The sequence below is a fragment of the Oryzicola mucosus genome, assembly GCF_014534685.1.
Classification (GTDB): Bacteria; Pseudomonadota; Alphaproteobacteria; order Rhizobiales; family Rhizobiaceae; genus Oryzicola; species Oryzicola mucosus.
In genome coordinates this window covers 57778-75211 of record NZ_JACVVX010000004.1, presented here as the reverse complement: position 1 = coordinate 75211, position 17434 = coordinate 57778, and the positions used below count along the sequence as shown (strand labels likewise).

17 protein-coding genes are annotated in these 17434 nt (G+C 63.5%); 12 read left to right on the top strand and 5 right to left on the bottom strand.

Features of this window, described 5'->3' with window-relative positions:
* Nucleotide 1 precedes the first annotated feature (1 nt).
* Together ICI42_RS13650 and rsmD are read left to right on the top strand one after the other, a co-directional pair.
* A complete protein-coding gene (locus ICI42_RS13650; RefSeq protein ID WP_188165145.1) occupies nucleotides 2-2059 on the top strand; it encodes a pseudouridine synthase in 2058 nt (685 codons plus the stop codon).
* Nucleotides 2059-2613: a 16S rRNA (guanine(966)-N(2))-methyltransferase RsmD gene (rsmD, locus tag ICI42_RS13645; RefSeq protein ID WP_188165144.1), complete on the top strand. Its 555-nt coding sequence runs from the start codon at nucleotides 2059-2061 to the stop codon at nucleotides 2611-2613. The genes ICI42_RS13650 and rsmD overlap by 1 nt, the downstream gene beginning before the upstream one ends.
* An 85-nt stretch (nucleotides 2614-2698) precedes the next feature.
* On the opposite strand, the gene ICI42_RS13640 is transcribed toward rsmD, so the two are convergent.
* Together ICI42_RS13640 and ICI42_RS13635 are read right to left on the bottom strand one after the other, a co-directional pair.
* Nucleotides 2699-2944 carry a hypothetical protein gene (locus tag ICI42_RS13640; RefSeq protein ID WP_188165143.1) on the bottom strand — a complete coding sequence of 82 codons (246 nt, stop codon included), beginning with the start codon at nucleotides 2942-2944 and terminating at the stop codon, nucleotides 2699-2701.
* A gap of 209 nt (nucleotides 2945-3153) precedes the next feature.
* A complete protein-coding gene (locus tag ICI42_RS13635) occupies nucleotides 3154-3603 on the bottom strand; it encodes a MarR family winged helix-turn-helix transcriptional regulator (protein ID WP_188165142.1) in 450 nt (149 codons plus the stop codon).
* Between the two features lie 331 nt (nucleotides 3604-3934).
* Here ICI42_RS13635 and ICI42_RS13630 point away from each other — a divergent pair, with 331 nt between their 5' ends.
* The 3 genes from ICI42_RS13630 to ICI42_RS13620 are packed head-to-tail and all read left to right on the top strand — an operon-like array spanning nucleotide 3935 to nucleotide 7483.
* Nucleotides 3935-5308 (top strand): M16 family metallopeptidase, encoded by a 1374-nt coding sequence (locus tag ICI42_RS13630; protein ID WP_188165141.1) that lies wholly within the window; start codon nucleotides 3935-3937, stop codon nucleotides 5306-5308.
* 1 nt (nucleotide 5309) lies between these two features.
* Nucleotides 5310-6662, top strand: a complete 1353-nt coding sequence (locus ICI42_RS13625; protein ID WP_188165140.1) for a M16 family metallopeptidase — start codon at nucleotides 5310-5312, stop codon at nucleotides 6660-6662.
* The gene (locus tag ICI42_RS13620; RefSeq protein WP_188165139.1) at nucleotides 6659-7483 is read left to right on the top strand and encodes a patatin-like phospholipase family protein; all 825 of its coding nucleotides are present in this window, start codon (nucleotides 6659-6661) and stop codon (nucleotides 7481-7483) included. Before ICI42_RS13625 ends, ICI42_RS13620 begins: the two co-directional genes overlap by 4 nt.
* 5 nt (nucleotides 7484-7488) lie before the next feature.
* On the opposite strand, the gene ICI42_RS13615 is transcribed toward ICI42_RS13620, so the two are convergent.
* Nucleotides 7489-8919, bottom strand: coding sequence for an MATE family efflux transporter (locus tag ICI42_RS13615; protein WP_230980357.1), 1431 nt, complete (start codon nucleotides 8917-8919; stop codon nucleotides 7489-7491).
* Nucleotides 8920-9066: 147 nt separating this feature from the next.
* On the opposite strand from ICI42_RS13615, the gene ICI42_RS13610 reads away from it, so the two are divergent.
* The 6 genes from ICI42_RS13610 to lpxK all read left to right on the top strand — a co-directional run bounded on the left by ICI42_RS13610 (nucleotide 9067) and on the right by lpxK (nucleotide 14657).
* Nucleotides 9067-10410, top strand: a complete 1344-nt coding sequence (locus ICI42_RS13610; RefSeq protein WP_188165138.1) for a TldD/PmbA family protein — start codon at nucleotides 9067-9069, stop codon at nucleotides 10408-10410.
* Complete coding sequence (locus ICI42_RS13605; RefSeq protein ID WP_188165137.1) at nucleotides 10397-11197, top strand: 3'(2'),5'-bisphosphate nucleotidase CysQ; 801 nt, start codon at nucleotides 10397-10399, stop codon at nucleotides 11195-11197. Before ICI42_RS13610 ends, ICI42_RS13605 begins: the two co-directional genes overlap by 14 nt.
* A gap of 76 nt (nucleotides 11198-11273) precedes the next feature.
* Nucleotides 11274-11525 (top strand): DUF4170 domain-containing protein, encoded by a 252-nt coding sequence (locus ICI42_RS13600; protein WP_188165136.1) that lies wholly within the window; start codon nucleotides 11274-11276, stop codon nucleotides 11523-11525.
* Nucleotides 11525-12316: a lysophospholipid acyltransferase family protein gene (locus ICI42_RS13595; protein WP_188165135.1), complete on the top strand. Its 792-nt coding sequence runs from the start codon at nucleotides 11525-11527 to the stop codon at nucleotides 12314-12316. Before ICI42_RS13600 ends, ICI42_RS13595 begins: the two co-directional genes overlap by 1 nt.
* On the top strand, nucleotides 12313-13629 hold the full coding sequence (waaA, locus tag ICI42_RS13590) for a lipid IV(A) 3-deoxy-D-manno-octulosonic acid transferase (protein WP_188165134.1): 1317 nt from the start codon (nucleotides 12313-12315) through the stop codon (nucleotides 13627-13629). Before ICI42_RS13595 ends, waaA begins: the two co-directional genes overlap by 4 nt.
* Entirely contained in the window at nucleotides 13629-14657 is a 1029-nt protein-coding gene (gene lpxK / locus ICI42_RS13585; protein WP_188165133.1) for a tetraacyldisaccharide 4'-kinase, read from the top strand. Before waaA ends, lpxK begins: the two co-directional genes overlap by 1 nt.
* Before the next feature lie 4 nt (nucleotides 14658-14661).
* Here lpxK and ICI42_RS13580 read toward each other — a convergent pair whose 3' ends face one another.
* On the bottom strand, nucleotides 14662-14892 hold the full coding sequence (locus tag ICI42_RS13580; RefSeq protein WP_188165132.1) for a DUF2093 domain-containing protein: 231 nt from the start codon (nucleotides 14890-14892) through the stop codon (nucleotides 14662-14664).
* A gap of 81 nt (nucleotides 14893-14973) precedes the next feature.
* Complete coding sequence (gene mutL, locus ICI42_RS13575) at nucleotides 14974-16815, bottom strand: DNA mismatch repair endonuclease MutL (RefSeq protein WP_188165535.1); 1842 nt, start codon at nucleotides 16813-16815, stop codon at nucleotides 14974-14976.
* A 143-nt stretch (nucleotides 16816-16958) separates the two neighbouring features.
* On the opposite strand from mutL, the gene ICI42_RS13570 reads away from it, so the two are divergent.
* A complete protein-coding gene (locus ICI42_RS13570) occupies nucleotides 16959-17417 on the top strand; it encodes a DUF3828 domain-containing protein (RefSeq protein WP_230980356.1) in 459 nt (152 codons plus the stop codon).
* Nucleotides 17418-17434: the final 17 nt, after the last annotated feature.

The following is a 17434-nucleotide window of genomic DNA, read 5'->3' as shown; positions in this document are numbered from 1 at the left end:
TATGGACGACGACAAGAAAAACCAGCCGCGCAAGGGCGGATTTAAAAAGGCTGGTGACCGTAAACCCGCCGGCGTGGCGCGGAGCGACGGCTCGCGCAAGTTCGGCAAGCCGGTCGCAGCCGGGGGCGGCAAGCCCTTCGGCAAGAAACCCTATGCGGCGCGACCCGCCGAAGGCGCCAGCACCGGCGAGCGCCCCAAGCGCGATTTCCGCGCGCGGGACGGTGAAGCTCGGCCGGAACGGTCGGAAGCCCCATTCCGCAAAGGCCCGAAACGCCAAGGGGGCGATTTCAAGCCGCGCGAAGGCGGCAGTGCACGGCCCGGCCGCTTCGACCGCAAGCCTGCCGATGGCGCTGCCAGCGGAGAAGCAAAACCATACCGCGCGCGCCGCGAGGACGGCGACAGGCCGAACCGGGAATTCCGGTCCCGCGACGGCGAGGCACGCGCCCAGCGCTCGGATACGCCGTATCGCAAGGGGCCACCACGTGAGGGCGGCGACTTCAAGCCGCGCGAAGGCGGTGCCGCGCGTCCCGGCCGCTTCGAACGCAAGCCCGCTGACGGCGCCGGTGGTGACGCGAAGCCATACCGCGCCCGCCGCGAGGATGGCGACAGGCCCAACAGGGAGTTCCGTCCGCGCGAGGGTGGCGAAGGCAAGCCCTTCCGTCCGCGCCGGGAAGAGGGCGAACGCGCGCCGCGCGAGTTTCAGCGCAGCGAACGCCCACGTGACGGCGAAGCGCGTCCGCCGCGCGGCGACAGGCCGTTCCGCTCCGGGCCACGGCCCGAGGGGAGAAGGGATGAGGATCGCGGCTTCGAAAAGCGCGACAGCGCGCCGCGCAAATTCGCACCCCGCTCCACCGAGGAAGAGGTCGAGCCCGGCGAACGCATCGCCAAGCGCCTAGCGCGCGCCGGCATCGCCTCGCGCCGCGATGCGGAAGAGCTGATCGCCGCGGGTCGTGTCCGCGTCAATGGCAAGGTTCTGGCATCGCCCGCGTTCAACGTGATGCCCGAGGATGTCATCCATCTCGACGAAACGCTGATTCCCGCGCCTGAGCGCACACGCCTGTTCCTGTTCCACAAGCCTTCGGGCGTGGTGACGACCAACCGCGACCCGGAAGGCCGCAAGACGGTTTTCGACGTGCTGCCGGAAGGTCTGCCGCGTCTGATGACCATCGGCCGGCTCGACATCAACACCGAAGGCCTGCTGCTGTTGACCAATGACGGCGGACTGTCTCGTGTGCTGGAATTGCCGGCCACCGGCTGGCTGCGCCGCTACCGCGTCCGCGTTCATGGCAAGGTCGAGCAGAAGACGCTCGATGGGCTGAAGGACGGCATTGCCGTCGACGGTGTGTTCTACGGCTCGATCGAAGCCACGCTCGACCGCGAGCAGGGCTCCAATGCCTGGATCACCATCGGTCTGCGCGAAGGCAAGAACCGCGAGGTCAAGAACATCCTCGGCGCGTTGGGGCTGGACGTGAATCGTCTGATTCGCATCTCCTACGGGCCGTTCCAGCTCGGCGAACTGGCCGAAGGCCATGTCCAGGAGATCAAGGGCCGTACGCTGCGCGACCAGCTCGGCGACAAGCTGGTGGAGGAATCGGGGGCGAATTTCGAGGCCGACATCGCCACCCCGTTCTCAAACCGCCCGGTCAAGCGCAATGAGCGGCCGGAGGAGGAGGCACCCGCCAAGCCGCGCATCATGCGCGACGGCGAGCGCGGCCGCATCGGCGAGGGCGGGCTGATCAAGAACCGCAAGCGCGACCAGGAACGCCACCGCGAGGACATGCTGGGCCGTCTGTCGACCAAGCCCGACCGCGGCGCCGGTGGCGGCAAGTTCGCGGGCAAGCCTGCCGGCGGTGGCCGCAAGAAGGACGATCGCGACCAGAAGCCGATCGATCCGCCCGGCGTGCGCAAGGCCAATGTCTGGATGGCGCCCGGTGCGCGGCCGCAAGGCGCGAAATCGGCGCCGAGCCGTCCGCCTCGCGACGATGACCGAGGCGGCGATAAGCCGCGTGGCCGTCCCTCGGGCGACCGTCCGCGCGGACCGCGCAAGGATCGTCCATAATGCGGGTTGTCGGCGGCGACCTGAGGGGTCGGCCGCTCGCCACCCCGCGTGATGCCGCGATACGCCCGACCACCGACCGCGCGCGGGAGGCCGTGTTCAACGTGCTGGCGCATCGCTTCGGCGACGTGCTCGAAGGCGCCCGCGTCCTCGATCTGTTCGCCGGCACCGGCGCATTGGGAATCGAGGCTCTGTCTCGCGGCGCGTCCTACTGTGTCTTCATCGAGGAATCGGCTGAAGGCCGGGGGCTCATCCGTACCAATGTCGAGGCATTCGGCTTGACCGGCCGGACAAAGATTTTCCGGCGCGACGCCACGGGCATGGGTGCGGCCGGCACGCTTGCGCCGTTCACCTTGATCTTTGCCGACCCACCCTATGGCAAAGGCCTTGGTGAAAAAGCGCTGCAATCGGCGCGCACAGGCGGATGGCTTGCGCCGGGCGCGCTGTGCGTGGTCGAGGAAACCGCGGCCGTAAGCTTCGAACCGGGCGAGGGGTTTTCGGTGATCGACGAACGCGCCTATGGCGAAACCGTTATCCGCTTCATCAGGCTCGACTGACACATTGCAGAAAAAAAGCCTGCCTCCGGGCTGGAGGCAGGCTGGTTTTATGGGCCGCGCCTGAACGCAGCCCTGCTGAGGTCGATCAGCGTGTGAAAACCGCGTTGACCCGATCACCCTCGCTGTCAAAAGCAATGGACGCCTGACCACCGACCTGCAGGCTGGCAGGAATGGCAACATCCAGAGGAACGCTGACGCTCTTGCCGTTGTCGAAGGTGATCACGCGTGCTTCTGCATTATAAGCACTGACAGTACCACTTACTGAACTTGCCGCATTGGCTGCTCCAGCAAACAGAGCAACGGCGGCGACTGCAATAGCTATCTTCTTCATATTCATCTTCCTTAAAATATTTCCCCCGAATGCCTTATGAACTCTCATTCGGTGTAGCGTATGTAATCGCTATTTTGGAAATTGGAAGGACTTAAAAAGAAAAATACAATAAAAAAAAGAGTTAGAAATACCAATAATTATATTAGCTAACCTAATTATATTGTAAAAATAAAAAGTATAAAATATATATTGAAATACAATTTCTAAAATTACATCATATGTAGCATTCCTGATTCAATATTCATCGACAGCCGAAGTATAACACTCGCCGCCACCTGGATTTCATCGTCTTTAATTCCATCCAGCATTTGAACTCGGGCCTGATCCAGAAAGAGAAACATCTTCTTGGCCTCGGCGCGCGCGACGTCAGTCAGCACAATGCCCTTGGCGCGTCGGTCGCCCGCCACGGAACGCCTCTCGACGAAGCCTTTCTTCTCCAGTGCATCGATAAGCCCTACGACGGACGGCTGTTCAATTTCGAAGACGGTAGCAAGTTCGGACTGGGTGACGCCTTCATGATGCGCCAGATAGATCAGCATGCGCGCCCGCGAGAAGGTGAGGCCTTGCTCTTTGGCTTTCGCTTCGAAAATAGCCTGCAGCTTCCTGTTCGCTTTCAGGAGTTCCTCGACGAAGACGGTCTTTACGGTCAACGAATCCATGCGTGCCACGATGTCCGAGGGCTTTTCCATATTATTAGGAGGCTATGTATTCGTGAATTTGGACCGTTCAAGGGCAATCGGCATTTTGTTGACATGTTTTTGACAGGATTGGACGAGCGTCTCGCTTTAGTCGGTTTCCTGTCACGAGGTGTTGACCGCACGCGCGCCCGACCCTGCGGGCTTTCGGCCTGAATGGGCGGATTACGTCAGAGCTTTTGGCGGCCCGTCGAAGTTCGGCCTCTTTCAATCCCATTATGACCAAGACTTAACTTTCGACTATAAGCGGTTCGGCTTATAAGCCTGCCATCGCAGTTCCTGCAGGGAGTCATCGATGAATTTGGAAGTGTTGCGGGCCGGACGCCTGCTGTCGGCCTCAGTCGCACTGTGCCTGACGTTCTCCGTTCCAGTCCTGGCAGAAGCGCCGGCGAGCGAATGGAAAGTCACCGACTTCAAGTTGGACAATGGCATGGAGGTCGTGGTCATTCCCGATCATCGCGCGCCCATCGTCACCCATATGGTGTGGTACAAGGCAGGCAGCGCGGATGAGCCGCCCGGCAAGTCTGGCATCGCTCATTTCTTCGAACATCTGATGTTCAAAGGCACCAAGACGCACAAGGCCGGCGAGTTCGACGCCAAGGTCTCCGAGATCGGCGGCGAGCAGAACGCCTTCACGTCCTATGACTACACCGCCTATTTCCAGACGGTAGCCCCTGACGTGCTTCAGACGATGATGACCTACGAGGCGGACCGGATGCGCAATCTGATCCTCACCGACGATGTCATCGGTCCCGAGCGCGACGTGGTGCTCGAAGAGCGGCGCATGCGCATCGAAGGCAGCCCCGACGCGCTTCTGGATGAGGAAGTCAATGCCACGCTTTATCAGAATCAGCCGTATCGGATACCGGTCATCGGCTGGATGCACGAGATGGAAAAGCTGAATCGGGTCGATGCAACGGCATTTTACGACGCCTTTTATGCACCCAACAACGCGGTGCTGGTGGTCGCCGGCGATGTCGAGCCCGAACAGGTGAAGAAGCTCGCCGAGGAGACCTATGGCAAGGTGCCGCGCGGTCCGGATCTGCCGCCACGTATCCGCCCCAGCGAACCCGAGCAGAACACCAAGCGCACCGTGGTCATGTCCGATCCCCGTGTCTCCGTGCCGAGCTTTTCGAAGTCATGGGTGGTTCCATCCTACAGGACGGCAAAGGACGGCGAGGCCGAAGCCCTCGACCTGCTGTCGGAAATTCTGGGTGGTGGAATGCGCAGCCGCCTTTATCAGGAACTGGTGGTCAAGAACGGTCTGGCATCGTCGGCTGGCGCTTACTTCCAAGGCTCGATGCTCGACGACACCAGCTTCACCGTCTATGGCGCGCCGCTGGGCGAGAACAAGATCGATGAGGTCGAGGAAGCGGTTGATGCGCAGCTCGCCCGCATCGTCAAGGACGGCGTCACCGACGACGAACTGCAGCGCGCCAAGGACCGTTTCGTCCGCAGCATGATCTTTGCACGCGACAACCAGTCCGGCATGGCCCGGATTTACGGCAGCGCGCTGAGCACAGGCAGCACCGTCGAGGATGTCGAGAAATGGCCCGACCGTATCCAGGCCGTCACCGCCGATCAGGTGAAGGCGGTCGCCGCTCGCTATCTGAACCCGGCAAGGTCCGTTGCCGGCTACCTCATGCCCGCACAGCCGGTGGAGAACTGATATGACCAATATGCTCCGTGCAAGGCTTGCTGCCCCATCCATCCTGCTTGCCGCTTCCATGGCCTTCGTGCTGGCCTTTGCCGCTGCGTCGCAGGCCGCGGTGAAGATCCAGGAGGTCAAATCCGACAAGGGCGTCACCGCCTGGCTGGTCGAGGACTATTCGGTGCCGATCGTGGCTGTGCAATTCGCGTTCGAAGGCGGCAGCACGCAGGATCCCGTTGGCAAGGAGGGCCTCGCCAACCTGATGACCGGCCTGTTCGACGAAGGTGCTGGCGACCTCGACAGCGATGCGTTCCAGATCAAACTGGACGATGCGGGCGCCGAAATGAGCTTCAAGGAGAGCAACGACGCCGTCAGCGGCTCGATGCGCATGCTGGCGGACAAGAAGGACGAGGCCTTCGATCTTCTCAAGCTAGCCGTTCAGCAGCCGCGCTTCGACCAGGCGCCGATGGACCGCATCCGCAACCAGATCGTGTCGGGCATCGTCGCTTCCGCGCGTGATCCGCAGACTTTGGCGGGCCGGCAATGGGCCAAGGCGCTTTACGGCGACCATCCCTATGCGCGGGATGATCAGGGCACCCAGCCCACGCTGGCCTCGATTACCCGCGACGATCTGAAGGCGTTCCACAAGGCGAATTTCGCGCGTGACAATTTGCGCGTCGCCGTCGTCGGCGCCATCGACGCGGACACGCTGAAGAAGAAGCTCGACGAGGTGTTCGGCGATCTGCCCGAGAAGGCCGATCTTGTGCCGGTTGCCGATGTCGACCCGAAGCTCGACCAAGTCTCGCAATATGAGTACGACCTGCCGCAGACCTCCCTGCACCTCTATTATCCCGGCCTGAAGCGTGGCGATTCCGAGTATCTGGCCGCTGCGCTGATGAATCAGATTTTGGGCGGCGGCACGTTTACGTCCCGGCTGTTTCAAGAGGTTCGCGAGAAGCGAGGCCTGGCCTATGGCGTAAACTCCGGCCTTTCCAACCAGAGCCACTCGACCAGCCTGACCATCGGCACCGCAACGCGATCGGACCGTGCGGCCGAGGCGCTTCAGGTGATGCGCGACGTGATTCGCGACATGGCCGAGAAGGGCCCGACGCAGGAGGAACTGGATGCCGCCAAGAAATACGTCATCGGCGCCTATGCCATCAACAATCTCGACTCGTCGCAGGCTATCGCCGGCACACTTCTGGTGATGCAGCGCGACAATCTCGGTATCGATTATATGGAAAAGCGTACCGCGCTGCTTGAGGCAATCACGCTCGACCAGGTCAAGGCCGCTGCCAAGCGTCTGTTGACCACCGAGCCGGCCGTCATGATCCTCGGCCCGGCCGGCACGCTGGGTGAGAGCAAGGGATGAGCAGGTCCGTTGCCGTCGCGTTCGGTGGCGGAGGCGCGCGCGGGCTCGCCCATATCCACGCCATCGAGGCTCTGGACGACCTTGGGGTAAAACCCGTGGCCATCGCCGGATCCTCGATCGGCTCGATCATGGGGGCGGCCATGGCGTCGGGCATGACCGGCAAGGACATCCACCACTACGCCTTGACCATGCTGGGGCGGCGGGCCGAGGTGGCCAGCCGCATCTGGAAGGCGCGGCCGGGTTCGTTTGCCGAGATCGTCGACCGCGGCTTCCGGCTCGGGCAATTCAACATCGAGCGCGTTCTAAAGGCTTTCCTGCCTGAAGCGGTGCCGGATACGTTTGAGGAATTGCACATCCCGTTGCATGTCACCGCGACCGACTATTTCGGTCACAAGCTTGCGGTCTTCGACAGCGGCGACCTGAACTCCGCGATTGCCGCATCCTCTGCCATCCCGGCGGCGTTCCGGCCCGTCACCCGTGACGGCTGTCTCTATATCGACGGCGGCATCTACAATCCGGTGCCTTTCGACATCCTGATGAGCAAGGCCGATATCGTCATTGCCGTCGAGGTCGTTGGCGGGCCAGTGCCGAGCGAAGACAAGCGCCCGAGCACTCTCGACCTGATGTTCGGCGCCGGCCAGTTGATGATGCAGTCCATTATCACCGGCCAACTGCAGCGATGCCAGCCCGACATTCTCCTGCGCCCGCCGGTGTCGCGCTTTCGCGTGCTCGACTTCCTGAAAGCCGATCAGATCATGGCCGCGACCGTTTCGACCAAGGACGACCTCAAGCGGGCGCTGACGCCACTGCTCGAAGCTTGATCTAATCAGGAAATGGTCGCGGCTTTGTCGCTGGAAAACGGCGAATCGCCTGACGGCGGCGGCGCCGGCATGTGCGGATCGGGCGCGGGCGGCTGGGCGGCGATGCCGCGCAACACCCTGAAACAGACCACGACCGACAGGATACCGAACACAACAGCGCCGAGGCCCCAACCGGCGAGCGCGCCGAACACGCCCCAATAATGCGCGCCGATCCAGACGAAGGGGATGACGCCCAGCGTCGAGCGGCCCCAGTTGAAGACGGTCGAATAGGTGGGGTAGCCGAGATTGTTGAAGGCAGCGCTGGAAACGAAAATCGCCCCGTTGAACAGGAAGCTGCCGGCCGCGAAATGGCAGAAGAACAGGATCAGGTCGCGCGCCAGCGCCTGGGTGCCGAACAGATCGGCGATGGAGTTGGCGAAGATTGCCAGAAGCGCCCAGACCGCGAGAACGTAGATCACGGTGAAAGTCAGCGAATCGCGCATCGTGCCGATGAGACGGTCGTATTTCCGGGCGCCGAAATTCTGTCCCAGGATCGGCCCGACGGCGCCCGAGAGCGCGAAGATGACGCCGAAGGCAACCGGAATGATGCGGCCGATGACAGCCCAGCCTGCAACCGCCTGGTCGCCGAAGGCAGCGATCTGCACCGTCACGAAGGTGTTGCCGATGGGCGTTGCGATCTGCGTCAGCAGGGCAGGCAGGCCGATGGCGAAAAACGGTCTGGCGGCTTCCCTGAGCCGGGTAAGGTCGGGAAAGCGGATAAGCCGATGCACGATGTGGGCGCCATGCAGGCCGATGCCGAGCAGCACGAAGCGCGACAGCACCGTCGAGATGGCCGCGCCATCGAGCCCGAGGTCGAAGCCGAAGATGAACAGCGGGTCGAGCACCGCAGCCGCGATCCCGCCGCCGAGCGTCACATACATGGCGCGCCGCGCATCGCCCACGCCGCGCAGGATGCCGGTTGTGCACATGCCAAGCGACATCACCACCATCGACGGCAGGACGATCTGCAGGAAGCGCGTCGACAGCCGCAGCGTCTCGCCGGTTGCCCCGATCCAGCCCAAAAGCGTGTGCAGGAAGGGCCAGGCGAGGGTCACCAGCAAGCCCGAGGCGAGACCGGTATAGACCAGTGATGCGCCGGCCATACGCGCCGCATCCTCGCGGCTGCCGCGTCCAAGCGCGCGCGAGACCAGCGCGCTGCAGGCAATGGTGAAGCCGATCGAGATCGAGACGGTGAAGAACAGAAGGGTCGACGCGAAGCCGATGGCGGCGGCGAGTTCCTCCACACCGAGCATGGAAATGTAGAAAAGGTTCAGCGCATCGACGATGAAAACCGCGATCAGGCCGATCGAGCCCGTACCCGCCATGACGATCACATGGCGCATGGTCGATCCGGTGGTGAACTTGGCGTCGTTGCCCAACACGCGAGCATCCGCCATGATTTCTCCTCCCGGATTTGTGGGCCTGCCGACAGCTTCGCAGCGGTTTGACCATGAGCCGGGCCATTGCACAAGCCGATGCAGGACAATAGATGGTGCAGACGAACTGAGTTGTCGCGCCCTTATGGGTGAGCCGGATAGGATTTCATGACTGACACCACCGACGCCGCAAAATTGACCGATCGCGTTGCCGCTTTGGTCGAAGCCGCCCGCAAAGCCGGCGCCGACGCAGCCGATGCGGTGGCGGTGCGCGGCCGCTCGGCGGGCGTCTCCGTGCGTCTGGGCAAGGTGGAAAACACCGAGGCCTCGGAAAGCGAGGACATGTCGCTGCGTGTCTTCGTCGGCAATCGCGTCGCAAGCGTGTCCGCGACGGTTGCCTCCGATCCGGCGACGCTTGCCGAGCGCGCCATCGCCATGGCCAAGGTTTCACCTGAAGATCCCTATCAGGGGCTTGCCGATCCGGCGCTGCTCGCCACCAAGATCCGCGATCTCGACCTGTTCGACGCGACGACTGTTTCCGCCGAGCAGCTCAAGGACGCCGCGCTTGCCATGGAGGAGGCGGCGCTTTCGGTGAAAGGCGTAGCAAACTCCGCAGGCAGTGGCGCAAGCGCCGGTCTCGGCGGGCTGGTTCTGGCTACCTCGAGCGGTTTCGTCGGCCATTATGTCGGCTCGCGCTTTTCACGCTCCGTCAGCGTCATCGCCGGCGAGGGGACCGGTATGGAGCGCGATTACGACTTCTCCTCGCGTCAGCATTTCTCCGATCTCGAAGACCCCCAGACTATCGGCCGCAGCGCGGGAGAGCGCGCCGTGCGCCGGCTGAATGCGCGCAAGGCTGCGACTGGGCAGGTCGACGTCGTGTTCGATCCGCGCGTGGCACGCGGCATTGCAGGACATCTCGCCGGTGCGATCAACGGCGCATCGGTTGCGCGCAAGACCAGCTTCCTGCGCGAGATGATGGGCAAGCAGGTGGCCTCCGCAGGCATTACCGCCATCGACGAGCCACTGAAGCGCCGCGGCCAGGCCTCACGCCCGTTCGACGGCGAGGGTGTCGAGGGTGAAACGCTCATCATGGTCGAAAAAGGCGTGCTCAACCACTGGTTTCTGTCGACCTCGGTCGCGCGTGAACTCGGCCTCAAGACCAACGGGCGCGGCGCACGCGGCGGCTCGTCGGTCTCGCCGTCTTCGACCAATTTTTCCATCGAGCCCGGCGACATGGCGCCGAAGGACATGATTGCCGGCATCAAGAGCGGCTTCTACGTCACCGAGGTGTTCGGCCAGGGCGTCGACATGGTCACGGGCGAATACAGCCGCGGCGCATCCGGCTTCTGGATCGAGAATGGCGAGCTGGCCTATCCGGTCTCGGAAGTGACCATCGCCTCCAATCTCAAGGACATGTTCCTGCGCATGGTTCCGGCCAGCGATATCGACCGCCATTTCGGCACCGCCGCCCCCACGCTGCTGATCGAAGGGATGACCCTTGCAGGCAGTTGAGACATATCCGGACGCGGAAGCCGACCTGGAGCTTTTGCGCGAGGCCGCTGCCGAGGCCGGGCGCATCGCGCTGCGTTATTTCCGCAAGGATCCAGAGGTGTGGATGAAGACCGGCCAATCGCCGGTCAGCGAGGCCGATTACGCTGCGGACAAATTTCTCCGCGAAACGCTTCTGGCCGCCCGCCCCGACTATGGCTGGCTGTCCGAGGAGACGGCTGACGATCTTTCGCGGCTGGACCGGCGGCGCACCTTCGTGGTCGACCCGATCGACGGTACACGCGGGTTCCTCGCCGGCGGCGATGTCTGGTGCGTCAGTGCCGCCGTGGTCGACAACGGACGTACGATTGCCGGTGTGCTGGAGTGCCCTGCCAAGGGCGAGACATTCACAGCCTTGCCCGGGGGCGGGGCCTTCCTGAATGGGGAGCGGCTTGCGGTGCCGCCCATCGGTGCCGCGCCATCCATCGGCGGTCCCAATCCGTTGCTCAGTGCGCTGCCCGCGCCGCTCAAGGCTAGGATGCGGCACATATCTTATGTCCCGTCGCTGGCCTATCGCGTTGCCATGATTGCAGCGGGTCGACTGGATGCGACCTTCGTAAGGCCCAATTCCCATGATTGGGACATCGCGGCTGCCGATCTCATCCTTTGGGAAGCGGGCGGAAGGCTGCTCGATCCGTCGGGCGAACGGCCGCATTATGCGAGCGCGCGCGTGCAACACGGCGCTTTGGCGGCAGGTAGTGGCGAACTTCTGCATGTCATGGTTTCTACCTTGGCTCGCCTTGATCGCTGACCGTTCGGAAATGGTTTCAAATTCACGCGCTTTCGTTTAGGAAAAGCGACATTCTCGCGAAATGTTAAGGACTGAAATGGCCGAGGAAAGCGAAAAGAAGCAGCTTCTGCATCTGGTGTTCGGTGGAGAGTTGACCAAACTCGGCGGCACCGAGTTTCGGGATCTGAACGATCTCGATATTGTCGGGGTGTTTCCCGATTACAAGTCGGCGGAACTGGCCTGGAAGGCAAAGGCGCAGGGCTCCGTGGACAACGCGCATATGCGCTACTTCGTCGTTCACCTGCATCGTCTCCTGGAACCGGATGTGAAGACCGCTGGTAAGGAGTGATGGATCAGCGACCGGTACCGCCGGCGGCATCGCGTCCGTCGGGCAAAAAGGCGCGCGGAAGCTCCGCGTCGAAATCCTTCTGGCGTCGCATTCGTCAGCCGCTGGCGCAGTCACGCTTCTCCAAGAGCGCGATAGCCAGCCTGCTGTCGGGTGCGCTCAGGTTTATCCGGCTGACCAATCCGCTGGTGCCGGAATCGCGGGCGCTGATGGCCGGCGCTCATGCCAGCCTGGAGCCGGTGATCATCGCGCTCTGGCACGGCCAGCATCTCATGGCGCCGACCATTTATCCCAGCAAGCGCGGTCTCGTTGCCATGGTCTCGCGCAGCGCCGACGCCGAACTCAACGCCATGGTCATCCAGCGTTTCGGCATCGATGCCGTGCGCGGCTCGGGTGGGCGCGAAAACACGCGCGGCCGTGAAAAAGGTGGCGCCACCGCGCTCATTGCCCTGAAAAAGGCGCTCGATGGCGGCAAGAACGTCTGCATGATCGCCGACATTCCTCATGGTACCCCCCGCGACTCCGGCATGGGCATCATCCTTCTGGCGCGCCTGTCAGGCCGCCCCATCGTGCCCGCGGCCATTACCACCAGCCGGCGCAAGGTGCTGGAACGCAGTTGGGACAAGACCACGATCAGCCTACCGTTCGGCCGTTCCGCCATCGTCGCCGGCACGCCTGTCGAGGTCTCCCCGGATGCCACCGAGGCGGAAATGGAAGAAAAGCGTCTTGAACTGACGGCATCGCTGAATGCCGCGACGGTCGAGGCCTACAGGCTTGTGGATCGCCGCACATGAGTGAACGCTGGGCACGGGCCTTGCTCAGAGGGTACCGCCTCGCAGGTGCCGCTGCCTATCCCTTCGTGGGCGGCTATGTCACCTGGCGCAGTTCCAGGGGCAAGGAAGACCGTGCGCGCCGGCGCGAGCGCTATGGCGTGGCAAGCCGCGAGCGCCCGTCCGGCCCGCTGATCTGGGCGCATGCGGCGAGCGTCGGCGAGACCATCGCCGTCATTCCCCTGATAGAGAGCATCCTGTCCTACGGCGTCAACATTGTGCTGACAACCGGCACGGTGACCTCGGCCCAGGTGGTGCAGGATCGGCTCGGCGACCGCGTCATCCACCAATATGTGCCGCTCGACCTCAAGCCGGCGATCAGCAAATTCCTCGATCATTGGCGCCCCGATCTGGCGATTATCGCCGAATCGGAGATTTGGCCGATGACCCTCCTGGAACTCGGCGCGCGACGCGTGCCCCAGGTGCTGGTCAATGGCAGGCTGTCGGACCGTTCGTTCAAATCCTGGAAGAAACGGCCCTTCGTCGCGGAAGCCCTGTTTGAAAACTTAGCTCATGTCGTCGCGCAATCGGATGTCGACGGGGAGCGGTTCCACACCTTGGGCGCGCGGCCGGTTTCGGTTTCGGGCAATTTGAAGGTCGACACCAACCCGCCGCCGGTGGACGAGAAGGCGCTCGATACCTTGCGGAAGCAAATCGGTACGCGTCCCACCTGGGCCGCCATCTCGACGCATGAGGGCGAGGAAGACATTGCCGCCGAGGTGCATGCGATGGTGCGCAACAGGCGCAAAGGCCTGCTCACCATCATCGTGCCGCGCCACCCCGAACGCGGCGATGCGTTGGAGGCGATGATCACGGGCAAGGGCCTCACCGTGGCCCGGCGCAGCCGTCGCGACCGAATCGATGCCGATACCGATATTCTTATGGGCGATACCATCGGCGAGATGGGGCTTTACCTTCGGCTGACCGAAATCGCCTTTGTCGGCCGGTCCATGACCGGGCAGGGCGGGCAGAATCCGCTCGAGCCGGCGATGCTGGACACGGCCGTTTTGTCCGGCCGCAACGTGCAGAATTTCCGTGAATCCTACCAGCGGCTGATCGACAGCGGGGGGGCGAAGATCGTTCGCGACCGCGAGATGCTGGCCGGCGCGGTCAACTTCCTGCTCGCCAACGATGCCGCGCGCTATGCCATGATCGCCGCCGGCTCGGCCACCGTTCAGGATATGCGCGGCGCGCTTGCCCGTACGCTCAAGGCGCTCGAACCCTTCATCCAGCCGCTCATCGTCCAGGCGCGGCTGAACGGTTCGGGCCGACGCTGATGGTCAGCGAAGCTCCTCCGTTCTGGTGGGGGCAGACGGACTGGCGCGCCAGAGCGCTATGGCCCGCCTCGGCACTTTACGGCATGGTCGCCGGCCGCCGCATGAAGAACGCCCGGCGCGAACGGATCGACGCGCCGGTGCTGTGCGTCGGCAACTTCACGGTCGGGGGAACGGGAAAGACGCCCGTTGCAATCGCGTTGGCGCAGCAGGCGCGCCGGATGGGGCTGACGCCGGGAATCCTGTCGCGCGGCCATGGCGGCAGCTTCGCAGCGCCTCATATCGTCGACCCCGCCCACGATGCGGCCAAGCATGTCGGCGATGAGCCACTGCTTTTGGCCGAGCATGCGGCGGTCGCGGTCAGCCCAGACCGGGCAGCCGGAGCCAGGCTGTTGATCGCCGACCGTCACTGCGATTTCCTCATCATGGACGATGGCTTCCAGAGCGCACGCATCCATATCGACTACGCGCTTGTCGTCGTGGATGCGCTGCGCGGACTTGGCAATGGCCGCGTCGTTCCGGCCGGACCGCTGCGGGCGCCGCTGGCAATGCAGTTTTCCTACGCGGATGCGCTTCTGAAGATGGGCATCGGCGACGCCGCCGACATTGTGGTCCGACAAGCCGCCCGTGCCGCCAAGCCGGTGTTCGAAGCACGCGCTGAGCCGCGCGCGCCGGAAAAATTCGCCGGCCGCAGGTTTCTCGCCTTTGCCGGCATAGGACATCCGCAGAAATTCTTCGACACGCTGGCTGCGACTGGCGCCACCGTCGTGCTGGCGCATCCGTTTCCCGACCATCACGTCTTCAGCAGCGATGAACTGGACGATCTCGCAACCGCAGCCAGCGTCGGACAGTTGGAACTGATCACCACGGCCAAGGACGCCGCCCGACTGCGGCATGGCGGTGCGGGCGATGCGTTCCTCACGCGGCTGAACGTGCTCGAAGTCGACGCGCGCTTCGATCTGGACCACACGCCCGAGCGCATCGTGATGACTACAGTGAAAGCCTGGAAAGATCGTCGGCTGAAGGTCTGACGCTTTATCGGCGCTTGCGCAGGTCCGGGTTGATCTCGATCTCGCGGGCGAGCGAGATTTCCGCGTCGCGATAGGCCTCCTGACGGGCGACGCTCCAATATTTCAATTCGTCGAGAGGGATGGAATCGCTGGTCACGGCGCAGCGCACGAATGCGCCGGGGCTGGTGACCTGGAAGTCGCCGTCCAGATAGCGGATGCGTGCTTCGCGCGCGCCGGGGCCTTCAAAACGGTTCATCGTCGATCCTGCGTGGTCAATCCGTCTGCGACGCGTAAATTCAAGCCGTCCATCCGCCACAAAAGCGGTTGGAGGTCAAGCTTATCGCCGACCGAACAGGCGTTCGATGTCGGCCAGCTTGAGTTCGATATAGGTCGGACGGCCGTGATTGCAGGTGCCCGAGCCGGGCGTTGCTTCCATCTGCCGCAAAAGCGCGTTCATCTCGTCGGGCAGAAGCCGCCGCCCGGAGCGCACCGAGCCGTGGCAGGCCATCGTGGCGGCGATGTGATCGAGCTTGTCCTTCAGCGTGTCGGTGGTGTCGTGGTCGGCGATTTCGTCGGCGAGATCGCGCACCAATTGCTGCACATCGGTCTCGCCCAGCATTGCGGGCGTTTCCCGCACGGCGACCGCGCCCGGTCCGAAGCGTTCGATCCCGAGCCCGAAGCGACGCAAGGTGTCGGCGTGCATGGCCAGCCGCTCGGCGTCCTCTTCCGGCAGGTCGACGATTTCCGGCAGGAGCAGCATCTGGCTTGGCACCGGACGGCTGTGCAGCGCTGTTTTCAGCGCTTCATAGACCAGCCGCTCATGCGCCGCATGCTGGTCGACGATGACGAGCGAGTCCCTGGTCTGCGCAACGATGTAGTTTTCGTGGACCTGCGCCCGCGCCGCCCCCAATTCTGTCTGCAGCAGCGTTTCCGCTATCTCGGCCATGCCAGCGCGGGCGTCGGCGCTGTGGGTCGGACCGGCATCGAAGGCTGCCTGCTTCGACTCGGCAAAGCCCGCCTCGAACGGCCTCTGGAACGACCGCGCAGCATCGAACCCGCCGGTTGCTGCGCGAAGCTCGGGATTGAAGCTGCGATGCCCGCCCGCAGGTCCGCCATGCGCATAGGCGGGCGCGCCGGCGCGGAACGCGCTCATCATCGAGCTTGCGCCCGCGGTGGACGAGCGGACACCCGACGCGGCAAGCGCCTCGCGGACAGCGCCGACGATCAGCCCGCGTACGAGGCCAGGATCGCGGAAACGCACGTCGGCCTTGGCAGGATGCACATTAACGTCGACAAGAGCCGGATCGAGGCTGAGAAACAGCACGGTGACCGCGTGCCGGTCGCGCGGCAACACGTCGGCGAAAGCGCCACGTAAGGCGCCTGCGATCAGCTTGTCGCGCACCGGGCGGCCGTTGACATAGGCATATTGCTGCAGGGCATTGGCCCGGGTGTAAGACGGGATCGAAACGTGACCATGCAGCCGCACGCCCTCGCGCATGGCATCCACCGCGATCGAATTGTCCGGAAAATCCTTGCCCATCACCTGCGCGATGCGGGCGAGCCGGCCTTTTTCGTCGTCACCGGTGGCTGGCATATCGGTAGTGCTGCGGTCCGTGCCCGACAGGGTGAAGCGCACGGCTGGGAAGGCGATGGCGATGCGCTTGACGATTTCGGTGATCGCGGAGGTCTCGGCGCGCTCGCCCTTCATGAATTTCAGCCGGGCAGGCGTGGCGTAAAACAGATCCCGTACCTCGACCGAGGTGCCGCGGTTGGCGGGCGCGGGGCGGGTGCCCGTCGGCTCGCCGCCTTCGATGCCGATCTCCGCGCCGCTGCTGGCGTCCCTGGTGCGCGAGCGGATGGTCAGCCGCGCCACAGAACCGATGGACGGCAGGGCCTCGCCGCGAAAGCCGAGCGAGCGGATATCGTGGATGTCGGTGGACAATTTCGAGGTGCAGTGCCGCGATACGGCGAGTTCCAGCTCTTCCTCGGGAATGCCCGATCCATCGTCGGTGACGCGGATGAGACCGAGCCCGCCCCCTGCTGTCGCGACTTCGATGCGGGATGCCCCGGCATCGAGCGCATTTTCAACCAGTTCCTTGACCACGCTGGCAGGCCGTTCCACGACCTCGCCTGCGGCGATCTGGTTGATCATCGTTTCGGTAAGCTGGCGGATCGGCATGGGCGGACTATACGCGGATTCGGTGAAACGGCGATAGCGGGCGATGCGTGACGCAAGCCGATGCCCCTTCATTTTTTAGCCGCTTTCGCAGATAGGCTGCGCACAAGAAAAGGCGGGAGCGATTCCCGGCCATGGAGGATGCCTTGAACCGTTTCGCGCTGCTTTCCGCCATGCTTGTGTTGCCGGTCTCTGCCTCGGCAGGCCCGGCGTCGGATGCCGTGCGGTATTTTTACGATACCTTCAAATTCGAGGGCGCTCCCGAGGTGCGCGATCGCTTCGCCGATCCTGCCAGAACAAAGTTCGAAGAGAACGACCAACTGATCGAGAGCGAGGATAAGGTCGGTTGCATCGATTTTTCCCTGTCACTCGACGCGCAGGATTATGACGAGGGCGAAGTCGCCCGCTCGCTCAAGCTCGACGAAAAGATCTCGGGCGACAATGCCGAGGTCACTGCGCGGTTCCGGATATTCGCGGAAGACGACGATGCCGATCGTCAGATCGTCTGGTCGCTCAAGACCATCGGCGGCGCCTGGAAGATCACGGATATCGCCTCCAAGTCCGGCGACTGGCGGCTGAGCGAGTTTTACTGCGAAAGCGAGTGAGGCGCCGAGCCTATCCT